Source organism: Psychrobacter sp. S4(2024), assembly GCF_036861305.1.
GTDB classification, from domain to species: domain Bacteria; phylum Pseudomonadota; class Gammaproteobacteria; order Pseudomonadales; family Moraxellaceae; genus Psychrobacter; species Psychrobacter cryohalolentis.
The window spans coordinates 400381-422726 of the sequence record NZ_JAZAQR010000003.1 but is presented as its reverse complement, the minus strand read 5'-3'; the positions used below and the strand labels follow the sequence as shown (position 1 = coordinate 422726).

The 22346-nt window shown below is 44.4% G+C and carries 14 protein-coding genes; 4 read left to right on the top strand and 10 right to left on the bottom strand.

Annotation, left to right across the window (positions count from 1 at the left end):
- Positions 1–123: 123 nt before the first annotated feature.
- The 7 genes from guaD to VLA57_RS09630 all read right to left on the bottom strand — a co-directional run bounded on the left by guaD (position 124) and on the right by VLA57_RS09630 (position 13959).
- On the bottom strand, positions 124–1581 hold the full coding sequence (gene guaD / locus VLA57_RS09660) for a guanine deaminase (protein ID WP_333954852.1): 1458 nt from the start codon (positions 1579–1581) through the stop codon (positions 124–126).
- A 213-nt stretch (positions 1582–1794) separates the two neighbouring features.
- Positions 1795–2778 (bottom strand): xanthine dehydrogenase accessory protein XdhC, encoded by a 984-nt coding sequence (gene xdhC, locus VLA57_RS09655; protein ID WP_227672982.1) that lies wholly within the window; start codon positions 2776–2778, stop codon positions 1795–1797.
- Positions 2771–5341: a xanthine dehydrogenase molybdopterin binding subunit gene (gene xdhB, locus VLA57_RS09650; protein ID WP_133104214.1), complete on the bottom strand. Its 2571-nt coding sequence runs from the start codon at positions 5339–5341 to the stop codon at positions 2771–2773. Before xdhB ends, xdhC begins: the two co-directional genes overlap by 8 nt.
- 164 nt (positions 5342–5505) lie before the next feature.
- Positions 5506–7164: a xanthine dehydrogenase small subunit gene (locus tag VLA57_RS09645; protein ID WP_133104213.1), complete on the bottom strand. Its 1659-nt coding sequence runs from the start codon at positions 7162–7164 to the stop codon at positions 5506–5508.
- Between the two features lie 763 nt (positions 7165–7927).
- Positions 7928–8617 (bottom strand): 1-pyrroline-5-carboxylate dehydrogenase, encoded by a 690-nt coding sequence (locus VLA57_RS09640; protein WP_011280520.1) that lies wholly within the window; start codon positions 8615–8617, stop codon positions 7928–7930.
- Positions 8618–8628: 11 nt separating this feature from the next.
- Positions 8629–11886 carry a bifunctional proline dehydrogenase/L-glutamate gamma-semialdehyde dehydrogenase PutA gene (gene putA, locus VLA57_RS09635; protein WP_133104212.1) on the bottom strand — a complete coding sequence of 1086 codons (3258 nt, stop codon included), beginning with the start codon at positions 11884–11886 and terminating at the stop codon, positions 8629–8631.
- A gap of 777 nt (positions 11887–12663) precedes the next feature.
- The gene (locus VLA57_RS09630; protein ID WP_020443341.1) at positions 12664–13959 is read right to left on the bottom strand and encodes an NCS2 family permease; all 1296 of its coding nucleotides are present in this window, start codon (positions 13957–13959) and stop codon (positions 12664–12666) included.
- A 511-nt stretch (positions 13960–14470) separates the two neighbouring features.
- Between VLA57_RS09630 and tolQ the strand changes: the two genes are divergently transcribed.
- The 4 genes from tolQ (at position 14471) to VLA57_RS09610 (ending at position 18204) form a co-directional block, all read left to right on the top strand.
- The gene (gene tolQ / locus VLA57_RS09625; RefSeq protein WP_133104211.1) at positions 14471–15211 is read left to right on the top strand and encodes a protein TolQ; all 741 of its coding nucleotides are present in this window, start codon (positions 14471–14473) and stop codon (positions 15209–15211) included.
- Entirely contained in the window at positions 15208–15666 is a 459-nt protein-coding gene (gene tolR, locus VLA57_RS09620; protein WP_133104210.1) for a protein TolR, read from the top strand. The genes tolQ and tolR overlap by 4 nt, the downstream gene beginning before the upstream one ends.
- Before the next feature lie 107 nt (positions 15667–15773).
- A complete protein-coding gene (locus VLA57_RS09615) occupies positions 15774–16781 on the top strand; it encodes a cell envelope integrity protein TolA (protein WP_133104209.1) in 1008 nt (335 codons plus the stop codon).
- A gap of 136 nt (positions 16782–16917) precedes the next feature.
- Positions 16918–18204 (top strand): PD40 domain-containing protein, encoded by a 1287-nt coding sequence (locus tag VLA57_RS09610; RefSeq protein WP_133104208.1) that lies wholly within the window; start codon positions 16918–16920, stop codon positions 18202–18204.
- Positions 18205–18321: 117 nt separating this feature from the next.
- Here the strand turns inward: VLA57_RS09610 and VLA57_RS09605 are convergent, their stop codons facing one another.
- The 3 genes from VLA57_RS09605 to VLA57_RS09595 form a co-directional block, all read right to left on the bottom strand.
- On the bottom strand, positions 18322–18966 hold the full coding sequence (locus VLA57_RS09605) for a c-type cytochrome (protein ID WP_133104207.1): 645 nt from the start codon (positions 18964–18966) through the stop codon (positions 18322–18324).
- A 44-nt stretch (positions 18967–19010) separates the two neighbouring features.
- A complete protein-coding gene (locus VLA57_RS09600; RefSeq protein ID WP_133104206.1) occupies positions 19011–20612 on the bottom strand; it encodes a flavin monoamine oxidase family protein in 1602 nt (533 codons plus the stop codon).
- Positions 20613–20810: 198 nt separating this feature from the next.
- Positions 20811–22265, bottom strand: coding sequence for a c-type cytochrome (locus tag VLA57_RS09595; RefSeq protein ID WP_133104205.1), 1455 nt, complete (start codon positions 22263–22265; stop codon positions 20811–20813).
- Between the last annotated feature and the right edge of the window lie 81 nt (positions 22266–22346).

Below are 22346 nucleotides of genomic sequence, written 5' to 3'. Positions count from 1 at the left end.
ATTAAGCATTATTTAAAAACCATCAGCGCCTATTTACTAAGATTTAAATGTCTTAATAAATAGGCGCTGATTTTTATGTAAACATTCTAAATTAAGCAAAAAAAATACTTTCAATGCTTCCCTTTATGCAGCAACCGCTTTTTTATAACGACTCACGCCAGCGATAATCGTTTCTTCAATCACCCTATCATCACCTAACATCATCAGCACAAATAACTGCTCATCAAGCGACTTGGTCTGTGTCATACGGCGCTCTATTAAATCAGTGCCTCCCATATCTATCACCACAAAATCTGCTTCTTTATTTGGCATAAAGTTACCGATTTTATCGTCTAACAACAATGACTGCGCGTTGCCTAAAGTAATTTGGTATAAGCCTTGATGCGCTGATAGCGGATTACTCTGTAATTGCTGAACTTTATAGGCTTCTGATAAAGTGGTCAGCATCGATAAGCTAGTACCTGCGCCGACGTCGGTTGCGATACTAACGCCGGTATAGCTTAGGGTTTTGGACAAATCAAACAGTCCACTGCCTAAAAATAAATTGGACGTCGGGCAATGGGCTATTTGGGTACCAGTATCACGTAGCACTTCATATTCTGATGTCGAGAGATGGATGCCATGCGCCAACGTCGTATACCTGCCAAGTAAGCCCATATCATGATAAACGTCCAAATAACCTTTATGATTAGGATAAAGCTCACGTACAAAAGCGATTTCATCAAGGTTTTCAGCCAAATGCGTTTGCAGATAAATACTACCATAACTACGATACAGCTCGCCGGTCATTTGTAATTGCTTTGGCGTTGACGTTATGGCAAATCTTGGCGTAATCGCCACATGCTGACGTCCGCGCTCATGCCATTTATCGATGATATTTTGTGTATCACGGATGCCCTGCTCTGTTGGCACACACAGGTGCTCAGGCGCGTTTTGATCCATTAATACGTTACCCGTAATCATACGAGTATTCAGACGGCAGCTTTCGTTAAAGAATGATTCTACTGACTGCGGATGACTGGTTGAAAATACCAAGGCGCTTGTTGTGCCGTTAGCAAGCAGCTGGTTTAAAAAGAATTTTGCGGTATCATCAGCAATCTTTGCATCGCCAAAATTGGCTTCGGTCACAAAGGTATAATTGTTCAACCAATCAAGTAATTGCTCGCCAAACGCAGCAATCATATCTATTTGCGGATAATGCACATGGGTGTCAATAAAGCCTGGCATGATAAGCTGATCTTGGCAATCATGAATCTGTACTGGCGCTTGACCCTCTTGGCGACTGGCGTTGCCGTACTGCGACATCATTGACGCACAGCTGCCATAATCTACGACGCGACCAGTCGCATCATCGACCACTAAAGCACCATTGGCGATATACTCAGGATAAACCTTGACGCCTGCCACCACCGGCAGCAAGGTAACGTTTTTATCGACCACCGTAATGCTAGGACGCTCAGCATTGGTTAAACTATCATTGGTTAAATCAGCCGTCTCTAAATGGGTATGCTTGGCTCTTGCCGCCAGATTCTCTTCCGTTAAATAATGCAGCAATTGTGCTTGATAAATATGTATGGTCATAAAAAAATCTCACAATAATAGATAAGTATTTTGGGTAAAAATTCATCCATATTATGTGTCTACTCAAATACGAGCACATAAATATAAGCACAAAGTTACTGAGCGCAGCCTATATCTTATGATGGCTGACGAAACTAAGAACGATGTCTTAATGCATTTAAGGCAGACAGATAAATAGAGAATTAAAAATTTTTTAATTGAGATAAATGTTAGTTATAAATCATGATAAAGCTGCATCATTTGCGCCGCGATAGAGATAGCGACCGCCATTGGCTCTTTTCCGCCAGTATTAAGACCGATTGGCATGGTCAATTTATCGACTATTTGCTCATTGTAGTCACGCTGTAGTAAGCGATCTCTAAAACGCTTGGCTTTGGTCGCTGAGCTTATACAGCCAAGATAAGGCACTAAGCTGCTATCTATGCCAGTTTTCCCATAAGTATCAAGCGCGGCACGTACCAAATCAAAATCAAGACTGTGATCATGAGTCATGACCAAAATAAAATACTGAGTGCCCTTTTTTGTTGATGCATTCAAAGTGCTTTGAATGCTTTTAGCGACAAACGGTTGGATAAAATCGACTGGATCTTCATCAATATGCGGGCGAATGTGAGTAGGCAACTGATAAGTCACTTGCCCCTCTACAGTATCCGGATTATGGGTTAGATAACGCTCAAACATTTCAGCTCGGCTGTCTACCCAGTCGACTTGACAAGGTAGCTCAGCAAGAATGGTCATTAGCGCAGCTGCTACGTGCCCTGCACCAAACACCAGTAACGACATGGGCGGCGTTACATTAAAGCATTCAAACATGACCGTGACGCTACCGCCGCAGCATTGAGCCAATGTAGCGCCCAATGGATAATGCTTGGTATAAACGGCATCGCGGCGTACTGCCTGCGCCTTTGCAGACTTACCTTCTTTTAACGGTTGCATGCTTCTAGCGTCAGTGGCATTAATTTCACCATTTAGCAATTGCCTAGCGGTTATCGTCACGTCATGTTCAAGGCTACCGCCGCCTAAGGTGTCACAACATGCATCAAGCGTCACGATCATTTTGGATTGAAGCTCACGAGGTGCTGAGCCATTCACCGCAACGACCGTCGCCAAAACGTGCGCAATACCTTGCTGCTGATATTGCGCCAGTCCGTTATACCACTTTGTTGGTGGCATCGGTGTGATTAGTGACTTATTCACTATGTGCCGGTCCGCGAGCCGTTGATACATTTGGGTTTTGTATCGCTTCAGGCTGATCATCCGTTAGCTTACCTTCGACTTCTGTTGGATTAATATCTTTACCGTGTGCGACTTGCTGCGGCTTGACTTTATCATCATCAATACCGCAATTATCATCGGTTACTGTTAGGCTAGTAATCGTGTCTGTATCCGCTTTAGAGGTGATTTCCCACGCTTGACCCTGCATGCGCATGACCGATTTTAATACCGCTTCTGGCGTTGCCGGCATGGTCAGCTCAGGGTTTCTCTGATAATTACCTAAGCTTGCAATCGCGTTATTAATCGCGCACCAAACGCTAGCGGCAAGCATAAATGGCGGTTCGCCAACGGCTTTGGAGTTATAAATAGTCTGCTCTTCGTTTTTACGCTCGAACAGTTTGACGCTCCATTGTTTTGGTAAGTCATGCGCCGTTGGAATTTTATAATTGGCGGCACTGTTTGACGCAAGGTTTCCTTTTTTATCCCAAACCAACTCTTCAGCAGTCAGCCAGCCCATACCTTGAACAAAACCGCCTTCAATCTGACCGATATCAATTGCTGGATTAATCGACTGCCCAACATCATGTAAGATATCGCAGCGCAATACCCTATATTCACCCGTTAAAATATCAATCTCAACCTCAGAACAAGAGGCACCCAAGGCAAAGTAAAAGAATGGGCGACCCCACGCTTTTGAGCGATCATAAAATATCTTTGGTGTTTTATAGTAGCCAGTAGACGATAAGCTAACGCGGTGCTGATATGCGAGTAACACCATTTCAGCAAAGGTTAGTGTTTCTTTATCACCGATATGGACATGATTGCGCTCAAACTTAATATCCTCTGCACTTACGTCAAAATGTTCAGTAGCAAATTCAACCAAGCGATCTCTAATAGTAATGCAAGCGTTTTGTGCCGCTTTACCATTCATATCAGTACCTGATGAGGCGGCCGTTGGCGAAGTATTTGGCACCTTATCAGTACGAGTTGCGGTTACTTTTACGGTATCTAAATCTACATCGAATTCATTAGCAACGATTTGGGCAATCTTAATATATAGCCCTTGCCCCATTTCAGTACCGCCGTGATTGATTTGAATGGTACCGTCGGTATAGATATGAACCAAAGCACCCGCTTGGTTTAGCGTCTGTACCGTAAATGAGATACCAAATTTGACCGGCGTTAGAGCCAGACCAAAACGTTTGTCATTACCTTCGGCTTCAGCTTTTCGATTAGCGACTGTGATTTGCTCACGGCGCTTAGCATAATCGTTGTCATCAGCTAACGTCTGCATGATAGTCGCCAAATCAAAATGTTCAATCGGCTGCCCATAATGGGTGCTTTGACCATTTTGATATAGATTTGCCAAACGTACCTGCAGAGGATCTTTGCCCAAACTGTAGGCGATATCATCCATCATATATTCAGCGGTCAGCAAACCTTGTGGGCCACCAAAACCTCGATAAGCGGTATTAGATACCGTATGTGTCTTGCAGCGATGACCAGCGATCTGAGCCGCTGGATAATAATAAGCGTTGTCACAATGGAACATCGCCCGATCGACAATGGCATCGGACAAATCTGGTGAATAGCCACACAATCCTGATAGCTGCATATCAACGCCAAGCACTTGACCGGCATCATTGACACCGACATCGTAGCGATTGGCAAATTCATGACGTTTACCAGTGACGACCATGTCATCTTGACGGTCTAAGCGCATACTCACTGGCACATTATGGCGTTTGGCAACGATACCGCACAGACACGCCCATGCCGCGGCTTGCGTTTCTTTACCACCAAAGCCGCCGCCCATTCGGCGCACAACTGTCGTCACAGCATGAAAAGGTAAATCGACCACTTCGGCGACCAGCTGCTGCACTTCACTCGGATGCTGTGAGGAAGTATAGACTTCAAGCCCACCATCATCGCAAGGAATGACGTATGACACCTGCCCTTCCAAATAAAAATGCTCTTGCCCCAGCATATGAATATGCCCTGCAATACGAGTAGGTGCATTCTCAAGCTCAGCCTGAGCATCACCGCGCGTCATAAAGTGACTTGGACGTACAAACTGCTCTTGCTTTAGCGCCTCATCAATAGTGAGGATTGCGGGCAGCGGCTCATATTCCACAATGGCTTTGAGCACTGCTTTTTTTGCTGCACGGTGACTGGTGGCAACCACCGTAAATAGCGTTTGACCGACATATTCTGTGATCTGATCGACCATGAGTGGATCGCCATCAAACACTGCTCCGATATCAGTCTTGGCTGGTAAATCTTTAAAGGTGATGACATCGATTACCCCGTCCGCTGCTTGTACGGCGCTCAAATCCATATTCAATACACGAGCATGCGCATGAGCACTTTTACCAATTGCTAAATGCAGGGTGTTTTGTGGTTTTAGCATATCGTCCACATAAGTGGCAGTGCCCATAACGTGACTAATAGCACTGTCATGTTTGGCTTGGGTGCCAATCTTGTCTTTTGGTGGACGCTGTCTACGGGTACTATAGCTGTCAAATAATGAAGAATGGTGGCTCATAATGGCTCTCTCTTATATTTTTAGCAAAACCTATCTCTCTAACAATAGCGTTTTGACTGTATCTTTTAGCGATGCGAAAGTTAGGTGAGTTAGCATAATCAAGCAAGTTCAAACACTAATGCCGTCTATTTAGCTCTTTCCGAGCTTACTTGCTATATGTTTCCTTACGCATCTACCGCTTGCACATCAGCAACCAATTGCTTGCCACACTTAATGATTGACCGCTGCATCACATGCATACGATACTCACGACTGGCTCTCACATCGGTCATCGGTGAGACATCATTAGGTAGCCTTTGTGCTGCCTGCTCGAAACTGGCAACATTTACTGCTTGTCCAATTAGTGCCTGCTGACATTCTGCTGCCAATAAAGGTATCGCCGCCATGCCGCCAAGTCCAAATTTTGCATCTTGGATAGTCATGCCATCCGCTGACAAATCAAGTCGCGCAGCAAGCAAGCACGCTGAGATATCATCTTCGTAACGCTTACTAATCTTATGAATATAGAGATACTGATGATCTTGCATCAGCGGAATATGAACGGCAACCACGTAACTACCAGCACGTAGTTTGGTCTTTTTATAATCTAAAAAGAATTTAGATAAAGGAATGATTTCATCAATACTAGATACTTGATTTGAATAGACATTATTAACATTGATATTGTCAGTAGCGCTGTTACTAGCATTGTCAATAGCAGCACAATGACGCAGATGAATATGAGCATCTAATGCCAATAGAATGGGAGGCAAATCGCCAATCGGTGAAGCGTTAGCGACGTTACCGCCGATAGTGCCCATATTACGGATTTGCGGAGAAGCAATACGTTCAAACAAATTGGCAAACGCAGGGAAATGCTGTTCAAGCGCAGGCAACATGCTCTTATAGCTCATGCCAGCACCCAATACTAAAAACTCTACTTCGCTATCGCCTTTAGACTGCTCATCAGTATTTAAGCTTAACGCTTGTAGTGACCAAGATTTTAGCTCGTCAATCGCTGACAGTTGTACGATAATATCGTGATCAACCAAGTGTTGCGTCACACTCAAACCTAAGTCCGTACCACCTGCCCAAATGGTCGCTTTTGGATGGGCAGCGAGCACTTGATTGAGCTCAGCAACAGACTGTGGAATGAATAACTTACGTGACCCTTGAGTAAGTGCAGGCTCAATAGCGCCCATTTCGCTTGAAACGGTTTGTCTGCTATTTGCCATCGCATCTGTCGCTAAACTGATGGTCAAGTCTTTGGCGATCGTCTGATCAGCATCGCGTTGTCTACCAATCTCACTCATTGCCAAACCAGCCTCGATAATCGGACGATAGCCTGTACAGCGGCAAAGATTCCCACCAATTGAAGCCACGATATCATCGTAGCTTAAATCATCTTTAATGGTTCCCTTTGCGACTTGCAGACGATGATTCTCGTAGGTGCTGGCCAGCGTCATCACAAATCCAGGCGTACAAAACCCGCACTGCGAGCCATGGCATTCGACCATTGCTTGCTGCGCTGGGTGCAATAAAGCACGTTCTGGATGATGTTCAGGATTGTCCGCGATATAAGCTGACGTCATTATATGATGACCATCCATCAATGACAGTAGCGTGATACAGGCGTTAAGGGTATAAAAAGGCAAATCAGAAGAATCTTCACCACTGCTAGGTAAGCGCTGCGCCATTACCGTACAGGCTCCGCAGTCGCCACTGCCGCAGCCTTCTTTGGTATCAGTCTGGCGTTCGTGCAAGCGCAAATACTCAAGCACCGTGGTATTCGGATTGAGGTCAGTTAATTGCTTATATTGACCGTTCAAATAAAAATGAATCATAGCAATGCTCAGCTGTCAGAATAAAAGGAAGATAAAAAACTGCTTTATCTTTAATCGAATCATAAAATCTTAACAATCAGTATCTTAAAGGATAACTGCACACAAATGCGCTGCCCTTAAGTGAGTACTTAATTACCATGTTAATAAAATTTATACGATGATGATCATCATACCTACATCAATACTGAGAGTTATAACTGTATTGAATAAGCTGACTGCCTATCTGACTACTGACTTGCTCAGGCTTAATCTGTTTGCGGTTTGAACTTTTTAATTTACCTATGATGGATGAGCATCTTTAGCAAATACAAAAGCATTATAAAGGGTTTGGGTATCGTCTCAATGACGACTACTCTATCGGAAAATCGAGGAATATAAGCACCGTTAAAACATACTTCCGAGGCTTAGCTTACGTCAACGTTCCGTGTTAAAGGGAGTTATTAACCATTTAGTGAATAATTGCTGACTAAACGGTTAACTTATATTATCACCATCTTTGTTTAACTTACAACTCAAAAAATACCTTATTTTGGTTGAAAAGCCAAGAAACTTCATTACTAAAGTGAGTATTTACTAAAATACCTACCTATCCTACCTCTAAATTTAAGCATAAAAAAACGACCAGCAATTACTCACCAAATATTTGGGAATAATGACTGATCGTCGTTTTTATTATTCGAGCTATTTCTTTATTGGCAATAAGCTAATCTTTTAACTTCTCATGAGATTATTGGTTGCCTGTACTAAATTATTGCTGTTACTTCTATGTGCCAAGCTCTAACAAGCTTGCATTTCCGCCAATGGCAGTGGTATTAATGGTTTTTACACGCTCAGTGACGAAGCGGTATAGATAATCAGGCGTTAGCATCTCTGATAAGCCGTCCATATCAGTGACGCTAATGACTTGCGTCAACATACCATCAGTTTTAGCAAGCTCTTGACTGACCGCTTGCACCTCTTGCCGATTACCAGAAACAGCCACTTGCGCAAGGCGATCGATGTATAAAAGCGTGACGGTTTGTGAGTCATTGGCGACACTCAGCACATCATCACTGATGCCACTCTCATAGAGGATTTTTGCCGCTTCAATGCACATCTCATCTTGGCTTGGGCAATGCAATATCACCTCATTACCCGTCAATAATGCTGCTAGCAATTGCCCAAGCACTGCCATAGCGCGAGCAGACTCGCCGCCAACAACCATCGTCTTACCGCGACCTGTCACGTACAAGTCATTTGACTCGCCCGTAGCACCAGTCATACGGTGCTCTTCGTCAAGCATGGGTGCGGCGCTCAATAAATGATTGAACAGACGCTTTGCCTTATTGGCATCACCGGTCAATAATGCCAGTCTTGGTGCGGCTTCTTGCAGATAAGTGGCACGATTCACTGCGCCAAGCAAACGCCAAGTTTCACAAACTTGGCCATGATTTTTTTTGAATTCAGTCGCCATAGTGCTACTCCTTATGCGATTATTGTTTGAGTACTGGTTGCAGCGGTATTGTCTATCAGAGCCACTTGCTCATTAGCCAACTGCTCTGTCGTTAAGCTCATCAGACGGGCGACATAATGTGGACCACCTGCTTTGGGACCTGTGCCCGATAGACCGCAGCCACCGAACGGCTGTACGTTGACGACCGCGCCGATTTGGTTACGGTTGATATAAGTATTGCCGACAAAGGCACGGCGCTCGATGTGCTCTACCGTGTTTTCAATACGGCTATGGATGCCCAAGGTCAAACCAAAACCCGTCGCATTGATCGCATCAATCAGCTTATTTAGATCACGTGCTTCATAACGCAGTACATGCAAAATAGGACCAAAATGCTCTCCGCCGATCACATCGATACTTTTTACTTCTATCGCCGTTGGCAATACAAACGTTGCTTGATCTTGACTGACCTCTGAGCTGTCACTCATCGGTGTCTGCGCCAAAATCGTAGCCGTTGGCTCAGCACGCATGCGTTCGATATGGGCTTCAAGTCCGCGCTTGGCATCAATATCAATCACAGGACCCACATCTGTAGTCGCATATAGCGGGTTGCCAACGATTAATTCAGCCATATTGCCTTGCAATAGCTCAATCAAATCATCTGCCATCTCTTCTTGTACACATAAGATACGACATGCTGAACAGCGCTGACCTGCTGAACCAAAGGCAGATAATACCGCATCTCTAACCACTTGCTCAGGCAATGCCGTTGAGTCCATAATCATGGCATTCTGTCCGCCAGTCTCCGCGATAAAGACAGGCAGCTCACCGCTGACTTGAGCATGGGCATTTAGGCTTTGGTTGATGCGCTGCGCCGTTTGGGTCGAACCTGTAAAGATAACACCTGCAATATTGTCCGCAGCAGTCAATGCAGCACCAACGTCGCCCGCGCCAATCACGAGTTGCAATGCTTCTACTGGCACGCCAGCTTGATACATAAGCTGCGCACCGAAATGAGCGATTAAGCTCGTCTGTTCGGCAGGTTTTGCCACTACGGTATTACCTGCAGCCAGTGCTGCAACTACTTGACCGGTATAAATAGCCAATGGAAAGTTCCATGGGCTGATACAAATAAAGGTGCCACGTGCTTTATAAACTTGACGCGATGGCTTGCCTGCCAAATCGGTAAACTCATAAATAACATCATCTAAACGCTCAGCTTCATCAGCATAAAAACGGCAAAAATCAACCGCTTCTTTGATTTCATCAATGCTGTCTTGTAAGGTTTTACCTGCCTCAACTTGGCATAATGCCATCAGCTCTGCATAGTTTTCTTCATACAAGTCCGCGATTTTACGCAATATAGCCGCACGTTTAGTAGCAGCAACCGCTTGCCATTCGCCTTGTCCAGCAACTGCCGCCGCAATTGCTTGCTGTGCGATAGTAGCATTGGCATAGACGACTTCACCGGCAATGACTTCATGGTTCCAAGGCGCGCATATAGCTTGCTTGTCAAGCTGATGAGTGTCGCCATCTACCGTATTGTCATTGACTGCGTTGCCATTAATAACAGAAGTCGCAGACCATGTTTTGTGTATATGCGTATCGATAGCTGCTTTAAATGGTATCCACTGCGATTCTACAAAGATATTGGGACCAAAGCTGGCACGGCGTGCGCCATAGATAGCTAACGGTAATGGAATATCTGGATTGTGTAGCGTTGCATTGGTTAATAGCTTGTCATACGGATGTACAGTTAGCTTGTCAATTGGATAAGACTTGTCTAATAACTGATGGACAAACGAGCTATTGGCACCGTTTTCGAGCAATCGACGTACCAAATACGGCAGCAGATCTTTATGAGCGCCAACCGGTGCATAGATACGCACAGGGATTTGATAAGCTTGTAAGATATGGTCATAAAGCGCATCACCCATACCATGCAGACGCTGGAACTCAAAATCTCTGTGCGAGCTCATAGTCATGATTGAAGCAAGCGTGTGCGCATTGTGCGTTGCAAACTGTGGCCAAATAAGACCACGCAAATGCTCTGATAATAAGAAACGTGCGCAGGCAAGATAAGCAGTATCCGTGCCTTCTTTACGCGTCCAGACCGGATAGCCTGAGAGACCTTTTTGCTGAGCAAGCTTAATCTCTGTATCCCAATAAGCGCCCTTTACTAGACGTACAGGAATACGGTCGCCAACCTCAGTTGCCAAGCGTGCCAGCCAAGCCAAAATAGCAATTGCACGCTTTGAGTAACCTTGTACAACTAAGCCAAGACCATCCCAATCCGCTGTTAGATTGTCGCGATATAAAGACTCAAATAGTTTTAGCGATATCTCAAGACGATCGGCTTCTTCGGCATCAATACTGATATCAACATTTACCTCACGTGCAGCTTCAATCAACAATAAGCAGCGTTGACGCAACAGCCCCATGACTTGCTCTTCTTGGGTGGCTTCATAACGCGGATGCAATGCAGACAGCTTGATCGAAACTGATGGCTTCGGCATGCCCTCTTTAACTTTCACACTTGCAGTGGCTTTGATAGCATGCAAATAATCATTAAAGTATTTTTCAGCATCTTTATGAGTAATTGCCGCTTCACCCAACATATCAAATGAGTAGGTATAGCCTTTATTGCGATATGGCTGGCTATTTTTATTAGCGCCTTCAATCGTTTCGCCAAGTACAAACTGGTGTCCCATGATACGCATGGCTTTTTGCATAGCACTACGAATAACAGGCTCACCCATCTTTTTGGTCATACGATCCAAAAATCCAGATGCCGTGGTCTCACTATCGATGCTCACCACACGACCTGTCATCATCATGCCCCACGTTGAGGCATTGACCATAAAACCATTGTCATTTTTTAAATGTTTTTTCCAGTCAGCGACGCTCATCTTGTCATGAATCAACGCATCAGCCGTATAATTGTCCGGCACACGAATCAAGGCTTCCGCCAAGCTCATGAGCAAAACACCTTCTTGGGTATCCAAGCTGTACTCAAGCAATAATGAGTCGACCATTTTTACCGCTTTACCATCATTGCGCACATGCTCAACCAGCTGACGCGTCTGCGTAGCTGCACTGTCACGCTCGGCATCTGTCGGTTTAGCAAGTGGCAATAACTGCGTCAACCAGCGCTCTTCATCCACGCTATACAAAGGCGATATACGCGCATGTAGCTCTGTTGATGACTGAGCAATATATTCTGGTGATAACAAATCAATAGGATTAAATAAAATCGGCTCTTGCGGGGTAAATTGCTCTACTGGGTTCATAACAACTCCATAACTTGAAAATCCATCATAAGTGATGCGCTGAGGCTTTTTAACATTGAAACTTTTTGATATTGTGACTTTTAAATATTGTGGCGCTAAAACAACGTCGTAAGGCTAAAGTATTGAAACGGTTTATCATCTACCCTATCGAAAACAGTAATCGATCACAATCAGCTAGTAAGCAGTGTGAGTCATCCGGCTTTGATAACATACATAACAATGAACAGAACACACGACAATATTAAAAAACGAGAAAATCCAGCATAAGCTGGAAAAGGTCAAGTAGATCGTTTGACTGTGCAACGGACTACGTCAACAATACAAAGGCAACAACATAAAACTAAGCGGCATTAGTGCCTTCTTCTTGTTAGTAGTGAAAGGAGAGTGTTTGCAATATAAAGTGGCAATATGCAATGCTGATTCACTGATAAGAAAAACCTCTACGGCGTTGATTGAGGTGATGCGCTTAATATCCGCATATTACCATGAAATAAATTTTCAAACTAACAATATTACGCATTTTAGCCAATTATAATAGTGTTAAAAAACAAACAGTTATTAACGCATTCCCAAACGTGACGCTTTGGTTATAATTTCTGATTTACTATTTATGATTAATTGTTTTAGGAATCAAACAGTTGGCACGACTATCTTGAAACAATAGGAAAATTAAGCATAAAAAACCCTTCTTATCATTTAATAATAAGAAGGGCTTAAACTATATTTCTACAGCAATATCAACCTTGCTTAACATTGAGCATTAGTCAATGTAAAAAGCTAGATAAAAACGATCTTGGCCAGTAATACTACTGTCAATATCCAAACCGGAATACTGATGTCAGAGAATTTACCAGCGACTACCTTGATGGCAGTAAAGGTGATAAAGCCAAGTGCAATACCGTCAGCGACAGAATAGGTCAAAGGCGTAAACAATAGCACTACCACAACCGGAGCGGCTTCTGTTAAATCATTCCATTTGACGTCTTTTAATGTTTCCATCATGAGTACTGCTACATAAAAGATAGCGCCCGCAGTCGCATATCCTGGAATCATACCAGCAAGTGGCGAAAAGAACACACTGAGTAAAAATAACACACCAACTGTCACTGCCATCAGTCCAGTACGACCACCTGATGCGATACCTGACACACTTTCGATGTAACTTGTCGTCGATGACGTGCCCAAGAAAGTACCAGCTACCGTTGCCGTCGAATCTGCTAGTAGCGCTTTACCCATATTCGGGATTTTACCATCTTTACCAATCAAACCTGCCTGAGTGGTGGTTGCAATCAGCGTACCCGCCGTATCAAATAAATCGACGAATAAGAAGGCAAAAATAACACTGATCATCGCCACATCAAACGCGCCAGCAATATCAAGCTGCATTAGCGTTGGAGCAATAGGTGGCGGTGCTGAAATAATACCTGAAAACTGCGTATTTCCTGTGAGCAGACTGATAAGCGCGACTAGTAAAATACCAATAGTGACCGCACCTGGTACTTTTTTATGTGACAAACCCACGATGACAATAAAACCAAGGGCTGCCATCGCAGGTGAAAACGAGGTCATATCACCAAGTCCCACCAGCGTCGCATCATTATTCACGATAACGCCTGCGGTTTGTAGCGCAATAAAGGCCAAAAATGCACCAATACCAGCGACAACACCTTGTTTAATACTGACCGGAATAGAATTAATAATGATTTCACGGATTTTAAACAAACTTAATAGGATAAAGATACAACCTGACAAAAATACCGCACCAAGTGCCGTTTGCCACGCGTAGCCCATACCCAAAACCACGCCATAAGTAAAGAAGGCATTGAGTCCCATGCCAGGCGCTAGTGCAACTGGCAAGCGGGCATAAATCCCCATAATAAAACAACCAATGGCCGCGGCAAGGCAGGTGGCTACGAATACTGCGCCTTTATCCATACCGGCATCAGCAAGTACATTAGGGTTGACAAATATGATATAAGCCATCGTTAAAAACGTGGTTACACCCGCTAAAATCTCTGTTTTGATCGTGGTGTTCTGACCATCGATTCCAAAATATCGTTCAATTGCGTTCATAGGAGTCGCTTCCAAATTGCAGTGAGTAAATTATCATTATCAAATGGTATTGATAAATGTCGCTTCCAAATTGCGACGATAAATGCCGCTTTTAACTCAAACATAAAAAATACACCTAAATTGCGACGATAAATGACGCTTCCAAATTGCGACTGTAAATGACGCTATAAACTACGGTTGGAGATGATGTTTTTAATCCTTTAGCCACACAAGATTTGCTAAAAATAAAACCACTGTGAAAAATTACAGCAACAAATCATAACATTCTATGGAAATAAATAGATAATTTCAATGAATGCCATGAACTTGTCAGTAAAAGAGCAAAAAATAGTTGACCATATGGACAATATTATAAAATGATAGTGCTGTCACCATAAATTTTAGGAAAAAACTGCTCATTATGTAATTAACACATTATTAATGATATTTACCAAGATTAGCAGTACACTAGGGGGTTAATATGAGCACCCTATTTTTAATGACTATTATTAATTATCCATGAGTCCTTTACATGCCTGAATCCTTAAATATTATCGACCTTATTACTCAAGCGAGCCTGCTGGTTCAGATCGTGATGGTTCTATTGTTATTAGCATCGTTACTCAGTTGGGTGATTATTTTTCGTATGAGTGCGCGGCTTGGCACTGCCAGAAACTTTGACCAACAGTTCGAGGCGTGGTTTTGGTCGGGTGAAGATTTGGCAAAATTGTATCAAGGTATTCAGGGCTCACCTGAGCGCCAAGGTCTTGAGCAGATTTTCTATGTTGGATTCTCTGAATACTTAAGAATGCACAAAAAACGTCAACCAAAAGATGACATTATCGATGGCGTTGAGCGTAAGCTTAGGGTGGGTCTTGGTCGTCAGCAGCTACTTTTGGAATCAGGACTTACAACGCTTGCCAGTATCGGCTCCGTTGCACCTTACGTCGGTCTGTTCGGCACCGTTTGGGGTATCATGAATGCCTTTTTGGGCTTGTCACAAAATGAACAGGCTACCCTAGCCGCTGTAGCACCAGGCATTGCAGAAGCATTGATTGCCACCGCTATGGGTTTGTTTGCCGCTATTCCTGCGGTATTGGCTTATAACCATTTTACTGCCAAATCTAGTCGCTTATATGATTCACGTGCCTTATTCTGTGATGAGATGACGGGTATGCTGCAGCGCGAAACCAGTAATGAAAGCCCGCAGCCTAGCACTCAAGTAAGCCAAGCCAACCAAGCCAACCAAAGCACTCAGGTGGCTGGTCTATGAAACAAAGTCCCTATCGCCGTGAAAAAAAAGCACTGAATGCGGAGATGAACGTTGTTCCTTATATCGACGTAATGCTTGTGCTGCTCGTGATATTTATGGTGACCGCGCCGATGCTGATTACTGGCGTCGATGTTGATTTGCCAAAAGAGCAAACCAACACCATGAGTCAAAGCCAGCTACCAGTCATTGTATCTCTGACCGGTAACGGCGAGATTTTTATCAGTTATGAGAGCAATGTTGACTTACCTGTTAGTGAGCCTGAGCTGATTGATACCCTCTCGACTTTGCAAAGTCAAAGCAGTGATGCCGGTGCTCAGCCAGTACAAGTGATGATTAATGCCGACCAAAACAATCAATATGGCGCTATCATGACTTTGATGGCAACGTTGCAACAAGCTGGTATTCAGAAGGTTGGACTATTAACTGGCGCTCCATTGCCCACACCAGCGGTTTAATCATTTTATAATATTAAAAAACAGCCGTTTTGGTGTAGCCGGTTATAATAAAGCAGATAATCTGATGTAGCTTATCTTTTAGTATCACGTTTTTGAGTATCACTACCATGCACAAGGCTCCAACCGTTTATGTACCAACTGAACCCGAAGGCAATGGGCTAACCTTACCCACGCTGCTCAGTTTACTGGCACATGGTCTTGTCATTGGTATACTTATCTATACCTACCAAAATATGGACGTTGAGACCGCAGGTAGTATTGAAACGACCATGGTATCTCCTGAACAGTTAGCCGAGATGCAAGGTCAAATCCTCGCCAATCGCGCCGCCGCAGCCAGTGCCATGCAAGCGGAAAGCGGCTCAAGTAGTTCAGCTACGCCAACAGAAGCCTTTGATGGAAGCGTCAGCACTCCAAATCCTGCTCAACCAAACTCTCAGCAAGTGCCTGTCTTCACACGCTCGGATGAATCTGCTACTAGTCCGATGCTCATGAGTGAAGAGCAGCATCAACGCCTACTTGAGCAAAACCAAGAGTATGAGCGCAGTATGGCTGAGTGGGCCGCGCGCTTAGACGAATCCGTCTTAGAAGAACATGACCAGATTGAAAAAGAAAGACGACAGCAGCTGATTGAAGAGCAAAAAAGGCTTGGGGATTTCCGCAATAAACAAAACAATCCTCCCAAGATTAAGCGCCCAACTGCTACCGACCGAAATATAGAAATCAATACGGGCGGCTCTAGTAGTTCAGGTCAAACCCTTAGTCTATCAAACGATGGGCAGTCGACTTTATCTGGTGATAGCACAACCTCAAGCCCTTCAAAAGGCAACAGCCGCTCAGCGTCAGGTGGCAGTCGCGGCGCCAGTAATAGTGAAATCATTAACCTCATCAGACGTAACTATAACCCACCGACTGCGGCAAAGGGCTCAACCCAGCGTGCGACCCTCACAATTACGGTCAATGCCAGCGGTAATATCACCAATGTTACCGCTTCAGGACCTGATGAAGCTGTCAATGAAGCCGCAAAACAAGCCGTATTGAACACAGGCAGCTTACCAATCGATGCTGACGATCCCAAATACCCAACCTTTACTCTACAGTTTAAAGGTAGCAATTAATCAGTTGCTCATGTCTTATATTATTGATAACGTTACCTTAAACAGCTTGTACTGTAGAAGGGACTGCCTTATCTTTATGGCGGACTAATAACCTATAAAAATGATACTCATACTGCTTTAGGAGCTAAACTTACTCATGCGCACCCATAAAAAACTACTCATCTCGTTACTTGCTAGCGCCTCAAGCTTGCTGATCGCGCCAAGTGTATTGGCAGCGCCCATTGTTTTAGAACTCGATTACGATATTCCTGTGCAACAGAACCAAGTGGCTTTTGTGGCTTTTGCTGGTGATAGTGTGTTGTCGCCTATTATTTTAAATAATTTGAGCAAAACTGAGCTAAAAGTTACCAACCAAAACCTACCACAACAGCCGCATAGTAGCAGCGAGCTGGCTGGCACTCTACCCGTTTGGCAAAGTATGGGGGTTCCTTATTTAGTAGTCGGCAGCACACGCAGTAGCCGCGGTAAAGTGGTCACCGATTACGAAGTGATTGAGGTTAAGACAGGACGCGTGATCGAAGGTAAGCAAACCTTAACTGCTGATAAAGACAACATGCGCTATGCCGCTCACGTCATCTCTAATAAAGTCTATGAGCTGATTACTGGGATTCCAGGTGATTTCTCAGGGCGTATTGCTTATATCGAAGAAATTGGCACTGGCAAAGCAAAAGTCTCACGCTTAAAAGTCATGGATGCTGATGGCGAAAACGCCAAAACCATTACTGAGGTTTCAGGCTCTATCTTCTCTCCAGCATGGTCGCCCGATGGCAATCGTATCGCTTATTCAGTACAACGTGATAAATCTTATCCTGTTATTTATGTGCAAAGCGTGAGCGGCGGCGGTGCAACTCCATTGACGCCTTTCCCTGGTAGCAACTTAAGTCCTTCGTTCTCGCCAGATGGCAGCAAAATACTGTTTTCGAGTAGTTTTGAAGGCAGTGCTGATATTTATGAGATGAGTGCCAGCGGCGGTCAACCAAGACGACTGACCAATTGGCCAAGCAGTGAAGTACAGCCAAGCTACGCCCCTGATGGCAGATCTTTTGTCTTTGTATCTGATAAGACTGGATTTAATAAGCCGCAGATTTATCGTTATGAATTTGGTTCAGGGCGCACAACCAAAGTGTCTAATAGTGGTTATGCGACCAGCCCACAATTTAGTAGCGATGGCACGCAAATTGCCTTTTTAAATGGGCGCTCAGCGGCTGTTATGAACAGCGGCGGCGCGGTCACTGCTAATTTGGGCAATACTGGTATCGATGAAGCACCGAGCTTTTCACCAAATGGTAAGCGTGTTGTTTATGCATCAAAGCAAGGTGGTAAGGGCGTACTGACTATCAAATCACTAAACGGCGGCGAAGCCTTTGGTAAATCTGGGCAAGGTACGATTCGCTCACCTGTCTGGTCAGCCAGTCCCAGATAGAGCTAGAAATTCGTAATGTCTTAACCAAGAAAAGCGCCCTATCATCGATTGGGCACTTTTTTATATGAGAGTAAATTGATCAGCTTTTATTCTAAGGAAACATTGTTCACAGCAACACTATTCACTTGGATCATAACCGGGCGGATTGGCATGTCTGAGCTTGGCCACGTCTTCAGCGGTCACTGTATCCGTGTAACCATTTAAGTCACTGACGACGTATTGAGTCACTGCCGCCATTTGCGCATCATTCATCATCATATGAAACGATGGCATCCCGCGGAAACCATTGATCAAAATATTAATGATGTAATATTTTGACTGCATTTTGCTATTGTTAGCCAGTGGCGGGTAATAGCCTGCACCATAAGCGCCCTCGCCTTTATGCATATGACAGCCAGCACAGGAGTCATGATAGAGCTTTTTGCCATCGGTCGTAATAAAAGCATTGGATCCTTCAAATTTTGCTTCCCACTCGCTAATAATAGGATCATTTTCCATATTGGGTAATGAGCTGTCATCAACGACATTGATAGGCTGCGCTTTTAGCTCGTCACGGCTCATATAGACAGCGCCCCAGCTGCCAGTATTGCGACTTGCTTGATAGTCAACCGTTTGCTCAGCATCGTGTTTACTGGCTACCGTCTCTACATCGTCTGCTTTTTGACTACAGCCTAATAATGCGCTGCTGCTTAGCAGCACGATCATCAGCATCTTAGGTGTCATGTTTTTCATGATAGTTGTTTTCATGATGATAGTGTTCATGATAGCCTCTGAATTTATAATGATTGTCTCTATTTTTGGCGCAATTAACCCAGCATTTTTGCCTTTTTATGCAAGCGTTTGGCGGCATCTATGCCAGATAATATAGCCCCTTCTTGCCATGCAGGAATATGAGAGCAATGCTCGCCTGTCAGCACAATACGGTTGTCTATACTGCATAGGTTATCGTAATGCTGCTCACGACTAGACTCACTCCAAATACCGTAGCAGCCGAGTGTCCAAGGAATACGGTGCCAGACGACAGATGTTCCGGCGCGGAATTCCTTTGGGTACTGCGGATGGATATACTTACCGTAAGCAAGCGCCACATTGATACGTTCCTGCGGTGTTAATGTATTAAATTTATAAGAAGTCGCGCCAAAGCCATAAGCACCGAGCAATACCCCAGAGCCATCTTTAAACATATTTTCTGAAGGATAAGCAATTTGTGCGATAGGCATATTGGTATAGGTTAAACCGCCATAAATCCACTCATCTTCTTCCCAGAAGCGGCGATTAAACTCTAAACCTACTTTATAGGAAGTATCATAAGGGACTGCTGCCATGGCCTGTTTCATTGGTTTTGAGACATTGATATCGAGCTGAGTTAATACAGTTAAAGGTATATTGCAGACACACCAGTCTGCCCGAATGGTCTTGGTTGCGCCATCTGGACTATTACTATCTACATAATCAACTGTGACGCCAGTATCATCTTGATGAATCTTGGTGACTTTGGCATTGAACTCAATCATATCGCGGCACTCGCGAGTGAAGGCATCACCAATTTTACCCATACCACCAACTGGCTGAAACATGGTCGGCTGATGTCCATAGGTCATGTGATTGCTATAAATATCTCCCCACATGCCTGAATCTAGTATCTCACTGATTGGTAATGGCTTTGACGGCTTTTCATTTGGCATCAAACCGCCACCTGGGAACACACTAAAGCCACGATGTTTGGTAGTCTCATTACTGGCGCGGTAGCGATAGTCTTTATCAAGCACGCCCCAGCCTTTTAGCCCTTCTAGCAGCTTCTCTTTGTCCTCAGTATTGACTGAGCGATCCAGACCACCCACGTTTACTGACTTCGATAGCAGCTCCGCCACATGACCTTGAATGTCATTTTTGATGTCACCCAAACGCTGTGGTACGCCATTGAAATGATTAGTACGGTGCAAATAAGCGCGGTCATTAGTTTGTATAAAGGGTTGCATCTCAACACCGAACTGTTTGCAATAATGAAAGACGGCATAGTGGTGGCTTGGCAAACGCCATGGTCCACCATTGAAATAATTGCCTTCTTCAAAATCACAAGTGACCTCTTCGCCGCCAAGCTCAGTATATTTATCACCGCTGTTCAGTGTCCAACTACGACCGCCACCACGATTTTGAAACTCAAGCACTTTGACATCGTAGCCCGCTTTTCGCAGCTCATAGGCGGCAGTAAGACCACCAAGACCAGCACCAAGAATAACAATGCTTGCGCCAGCAGGTGCGCCTTTAAGATCCATTGCTTCTTTAAAACTGGACTCTGAAGCAAACCCCAAGGTCGTCATTGCTTGATACATGGCGGTCGCGCCCGCTGTTTTACCAATCATTGAAAGCAATTGACGGCGCGTGGGTGATTGAAGCATGTCTTTCATAATAATATCCTTAAAGTAGACAATGGTGCAGGATAGTAGACGCATCTTTATCAATGTACTGGGCGTGTTGTTGTCTATAATTGCCAAACGATAACGCTCTATCTAATTGCCATAATCCTTGTCTTATAATCAGTATCTAACATAGCTTTATAGTATTTATGACTACGCTGTTTGATGAAAGGTGAAATGAAACCCAAATCAGTGACGGTGCTTAGAGCGTATGATGGCTCGAATAATAAATATAATGACGGCAATAGCGACGATAATACCCAATATCGCCAGCAAGCCTGCATATTTAATTAAAAATGGCTTTTCGGCGCTAGTGGCAGCGATGCGCTCGACGTCCGCTGCACTCACATCGCTGCTGGCAAGACCGCCAAAGTTCACGCGTACGTAATTGGCGATACTGGCAATTTGCTCGTTGTTCAGCTCATCCAAAAAAGCAGGCATAATCGGTGAGGTATTGGTGCTGCCAACGACCCCATGCAAAATCATATTGACGAGCACATCAGGCTTATCACGTCGCAGACTGCTTAATCCTACGATGGGTGAATACTGTGCATCAGGTTGCCCATAACCGTCTACGCCATGACAGCTACCGCATGTCGCTAAATACAAGGCTTCTGGTGAATTACTGCCCTTACTAACAGCAGTTTTGGCTTGAGCCAAATAATCTTTTTGGGCAAGTAAATCATGGGTGATAGACTCGTTTACAGGAGTTGGCAAACGTGAGACATCGATGGCAGATACCTTATCATCGGTTTGAATGGCAGGTACTGCTTTTAGATAAGAGGCAATCGCGCTTAGGTCTTCTTGCTTTAGATACTGAGTACTATGCGCGACTGCCTCACCCATTGGACCACCAGCATAAGCGCGCTGATCAAGCTCGCCGGTGCGTAGATAAGTAATGATATCTTGCTCACTCCAGCTGCCAATACCACTTGACTCGTCAGGGGTGATATTAGGTGCGTACCAATGCCCTAACTGCGCTCCAGATAAATACATTTTTTTATCGAAGCCCATGGTGCTGTTGCGTGGCGTATGGCAAGTACCACAGTGTTCTAGATTATTGACCAGATATTCACCGCGCTTCTGCGTCTCATTGAGGCCATCACGTCCCTCAGTAGAAGGAACATTCAAAAAGTTCCAACCGAACATGAGTGCACGAATATTAAACGGAAATGGTAGGTCAGTTTTATGCTTTGGCGCTTCATCTACTACTGGAACGGTTTGCAGATAGGCAAACAGCGCGCTGATATCCTCTTCTTTCATACCACTATAAGAAGGATATGGCATGGCCGGATATAGCATATGGCTAGGCGCACGACCTTTTTGCAGTGCATTTTTTAGATCTTTTTCAGTATAATTGCCGATACCATAGCGTTTGGAGGGGGTGATATTCGTAGAATAAATCTCCCCCATAGGGGTCTCTATTGCTGTACCGCCAGTATAGTCTTCGCCATGACACGCCATACAGTCCGCTGCACGAGCAATATAGGCACCTCGATTGACGAGCACGCTATTGGCAGGACTGATATTAGGTAAGGTCGCATTAGGTAAGCTTGTATTAGTAAGGCTCGTATCCTCAGCCATCGCAGCGCTGGAAGCCATACCAATGGCAAGCATCGATAACATCATAGAAAATCGCTTCATAATTCCCTCATTTCGCTAACATCTCATGTATTTTTATGATTGTTGCGCATAACATCCACTGTTAAGCTGAATTTTTATCAT

Coding starts and splice junctions, on each gene's coding strand:
- guaD (WP_333954852.1), bottom strand. CDS start 1,581: ATGACCATACATATTTATCAAGCACAATTGCTGCATTATTTAACGGAA.
- xdhB (WP_133104214.1), bottom strand. CDS start 5,341: ATGAGCCACCATTCTTCATTATTTGACAGCTATAGTACCCGTAGACAG.
- VLA57_RS09645 (WP_133104213.1), bottom strand. CDS start 7,164: ATGATTCATTTTTATTTGAACGGTCAATATAAGCAATTAACTGACCTC.
- VLA57_RS09640 (WP_011280520.1), bottom strand. CDS start 8,617: ATGGCGACTGAATTCAAAAAAAATCATGGCCAAGTTTGTGAAACTTGG.
- putA (WP_133104212.1), bottom strand. CDS start 11,886: ATGAACCCAGTAGAGCAATTTACCCCGCAAGAGCCGATTTTATTTAAT.
- VLA57_RS09630 (WP_020443341.1), bottom strand. CDS start 13,959: ATGAACGCAATTGAACGATATTTTGGAATCGATGGTCAGAACACCACG.
- tolQ (WP_133104211.1), top strand. CDS start 14,471: ATGCCTGAATCCTTAAATATTATCGACCTTATTACTCAAGCGAGCCTG.
- tolR (WP_133104210.1), top strand. CDS start 15,208: ATGAAACAAAGTCCCTATCGCCGTGAAAAAAAAGCACTGAATGCGGAG.
- VLA57_RS09615 (WP_133104209.1), top strand. CDS start 15,774: ATGCACAAGGCTCCAACCGTTTATGTACCAACTGAACCCGAAGGCAAT.
- VLA57_RS09610 (WP_133104208.1), top strand. CDS start 16,918: ATGCGCACCCATAAAAAACTACTCATCTCGTTACTTGCTAGCGCCTCA.
- VLA57_RS09605 (WP_133104207.1), bottom strand. CDS start 18,966: ATGAACACTATCATCATGAAAACAACTATCATGAAAAACATGACACCT.
- VLA57_RS09600 (WP_133104206.1), bottom strand. CDS start 20,612: ATGAAAGACATGCTTCAATCACCCACGCGCCGTCAATTGCTTTCAATG.
- VLA57_RS09595 (WP_133104205.1), bottom strand. CDS start 22,265: ATGAAGCGATTTTCTATGATGTTATCGATGCTTGCCATTGGTATGGCT.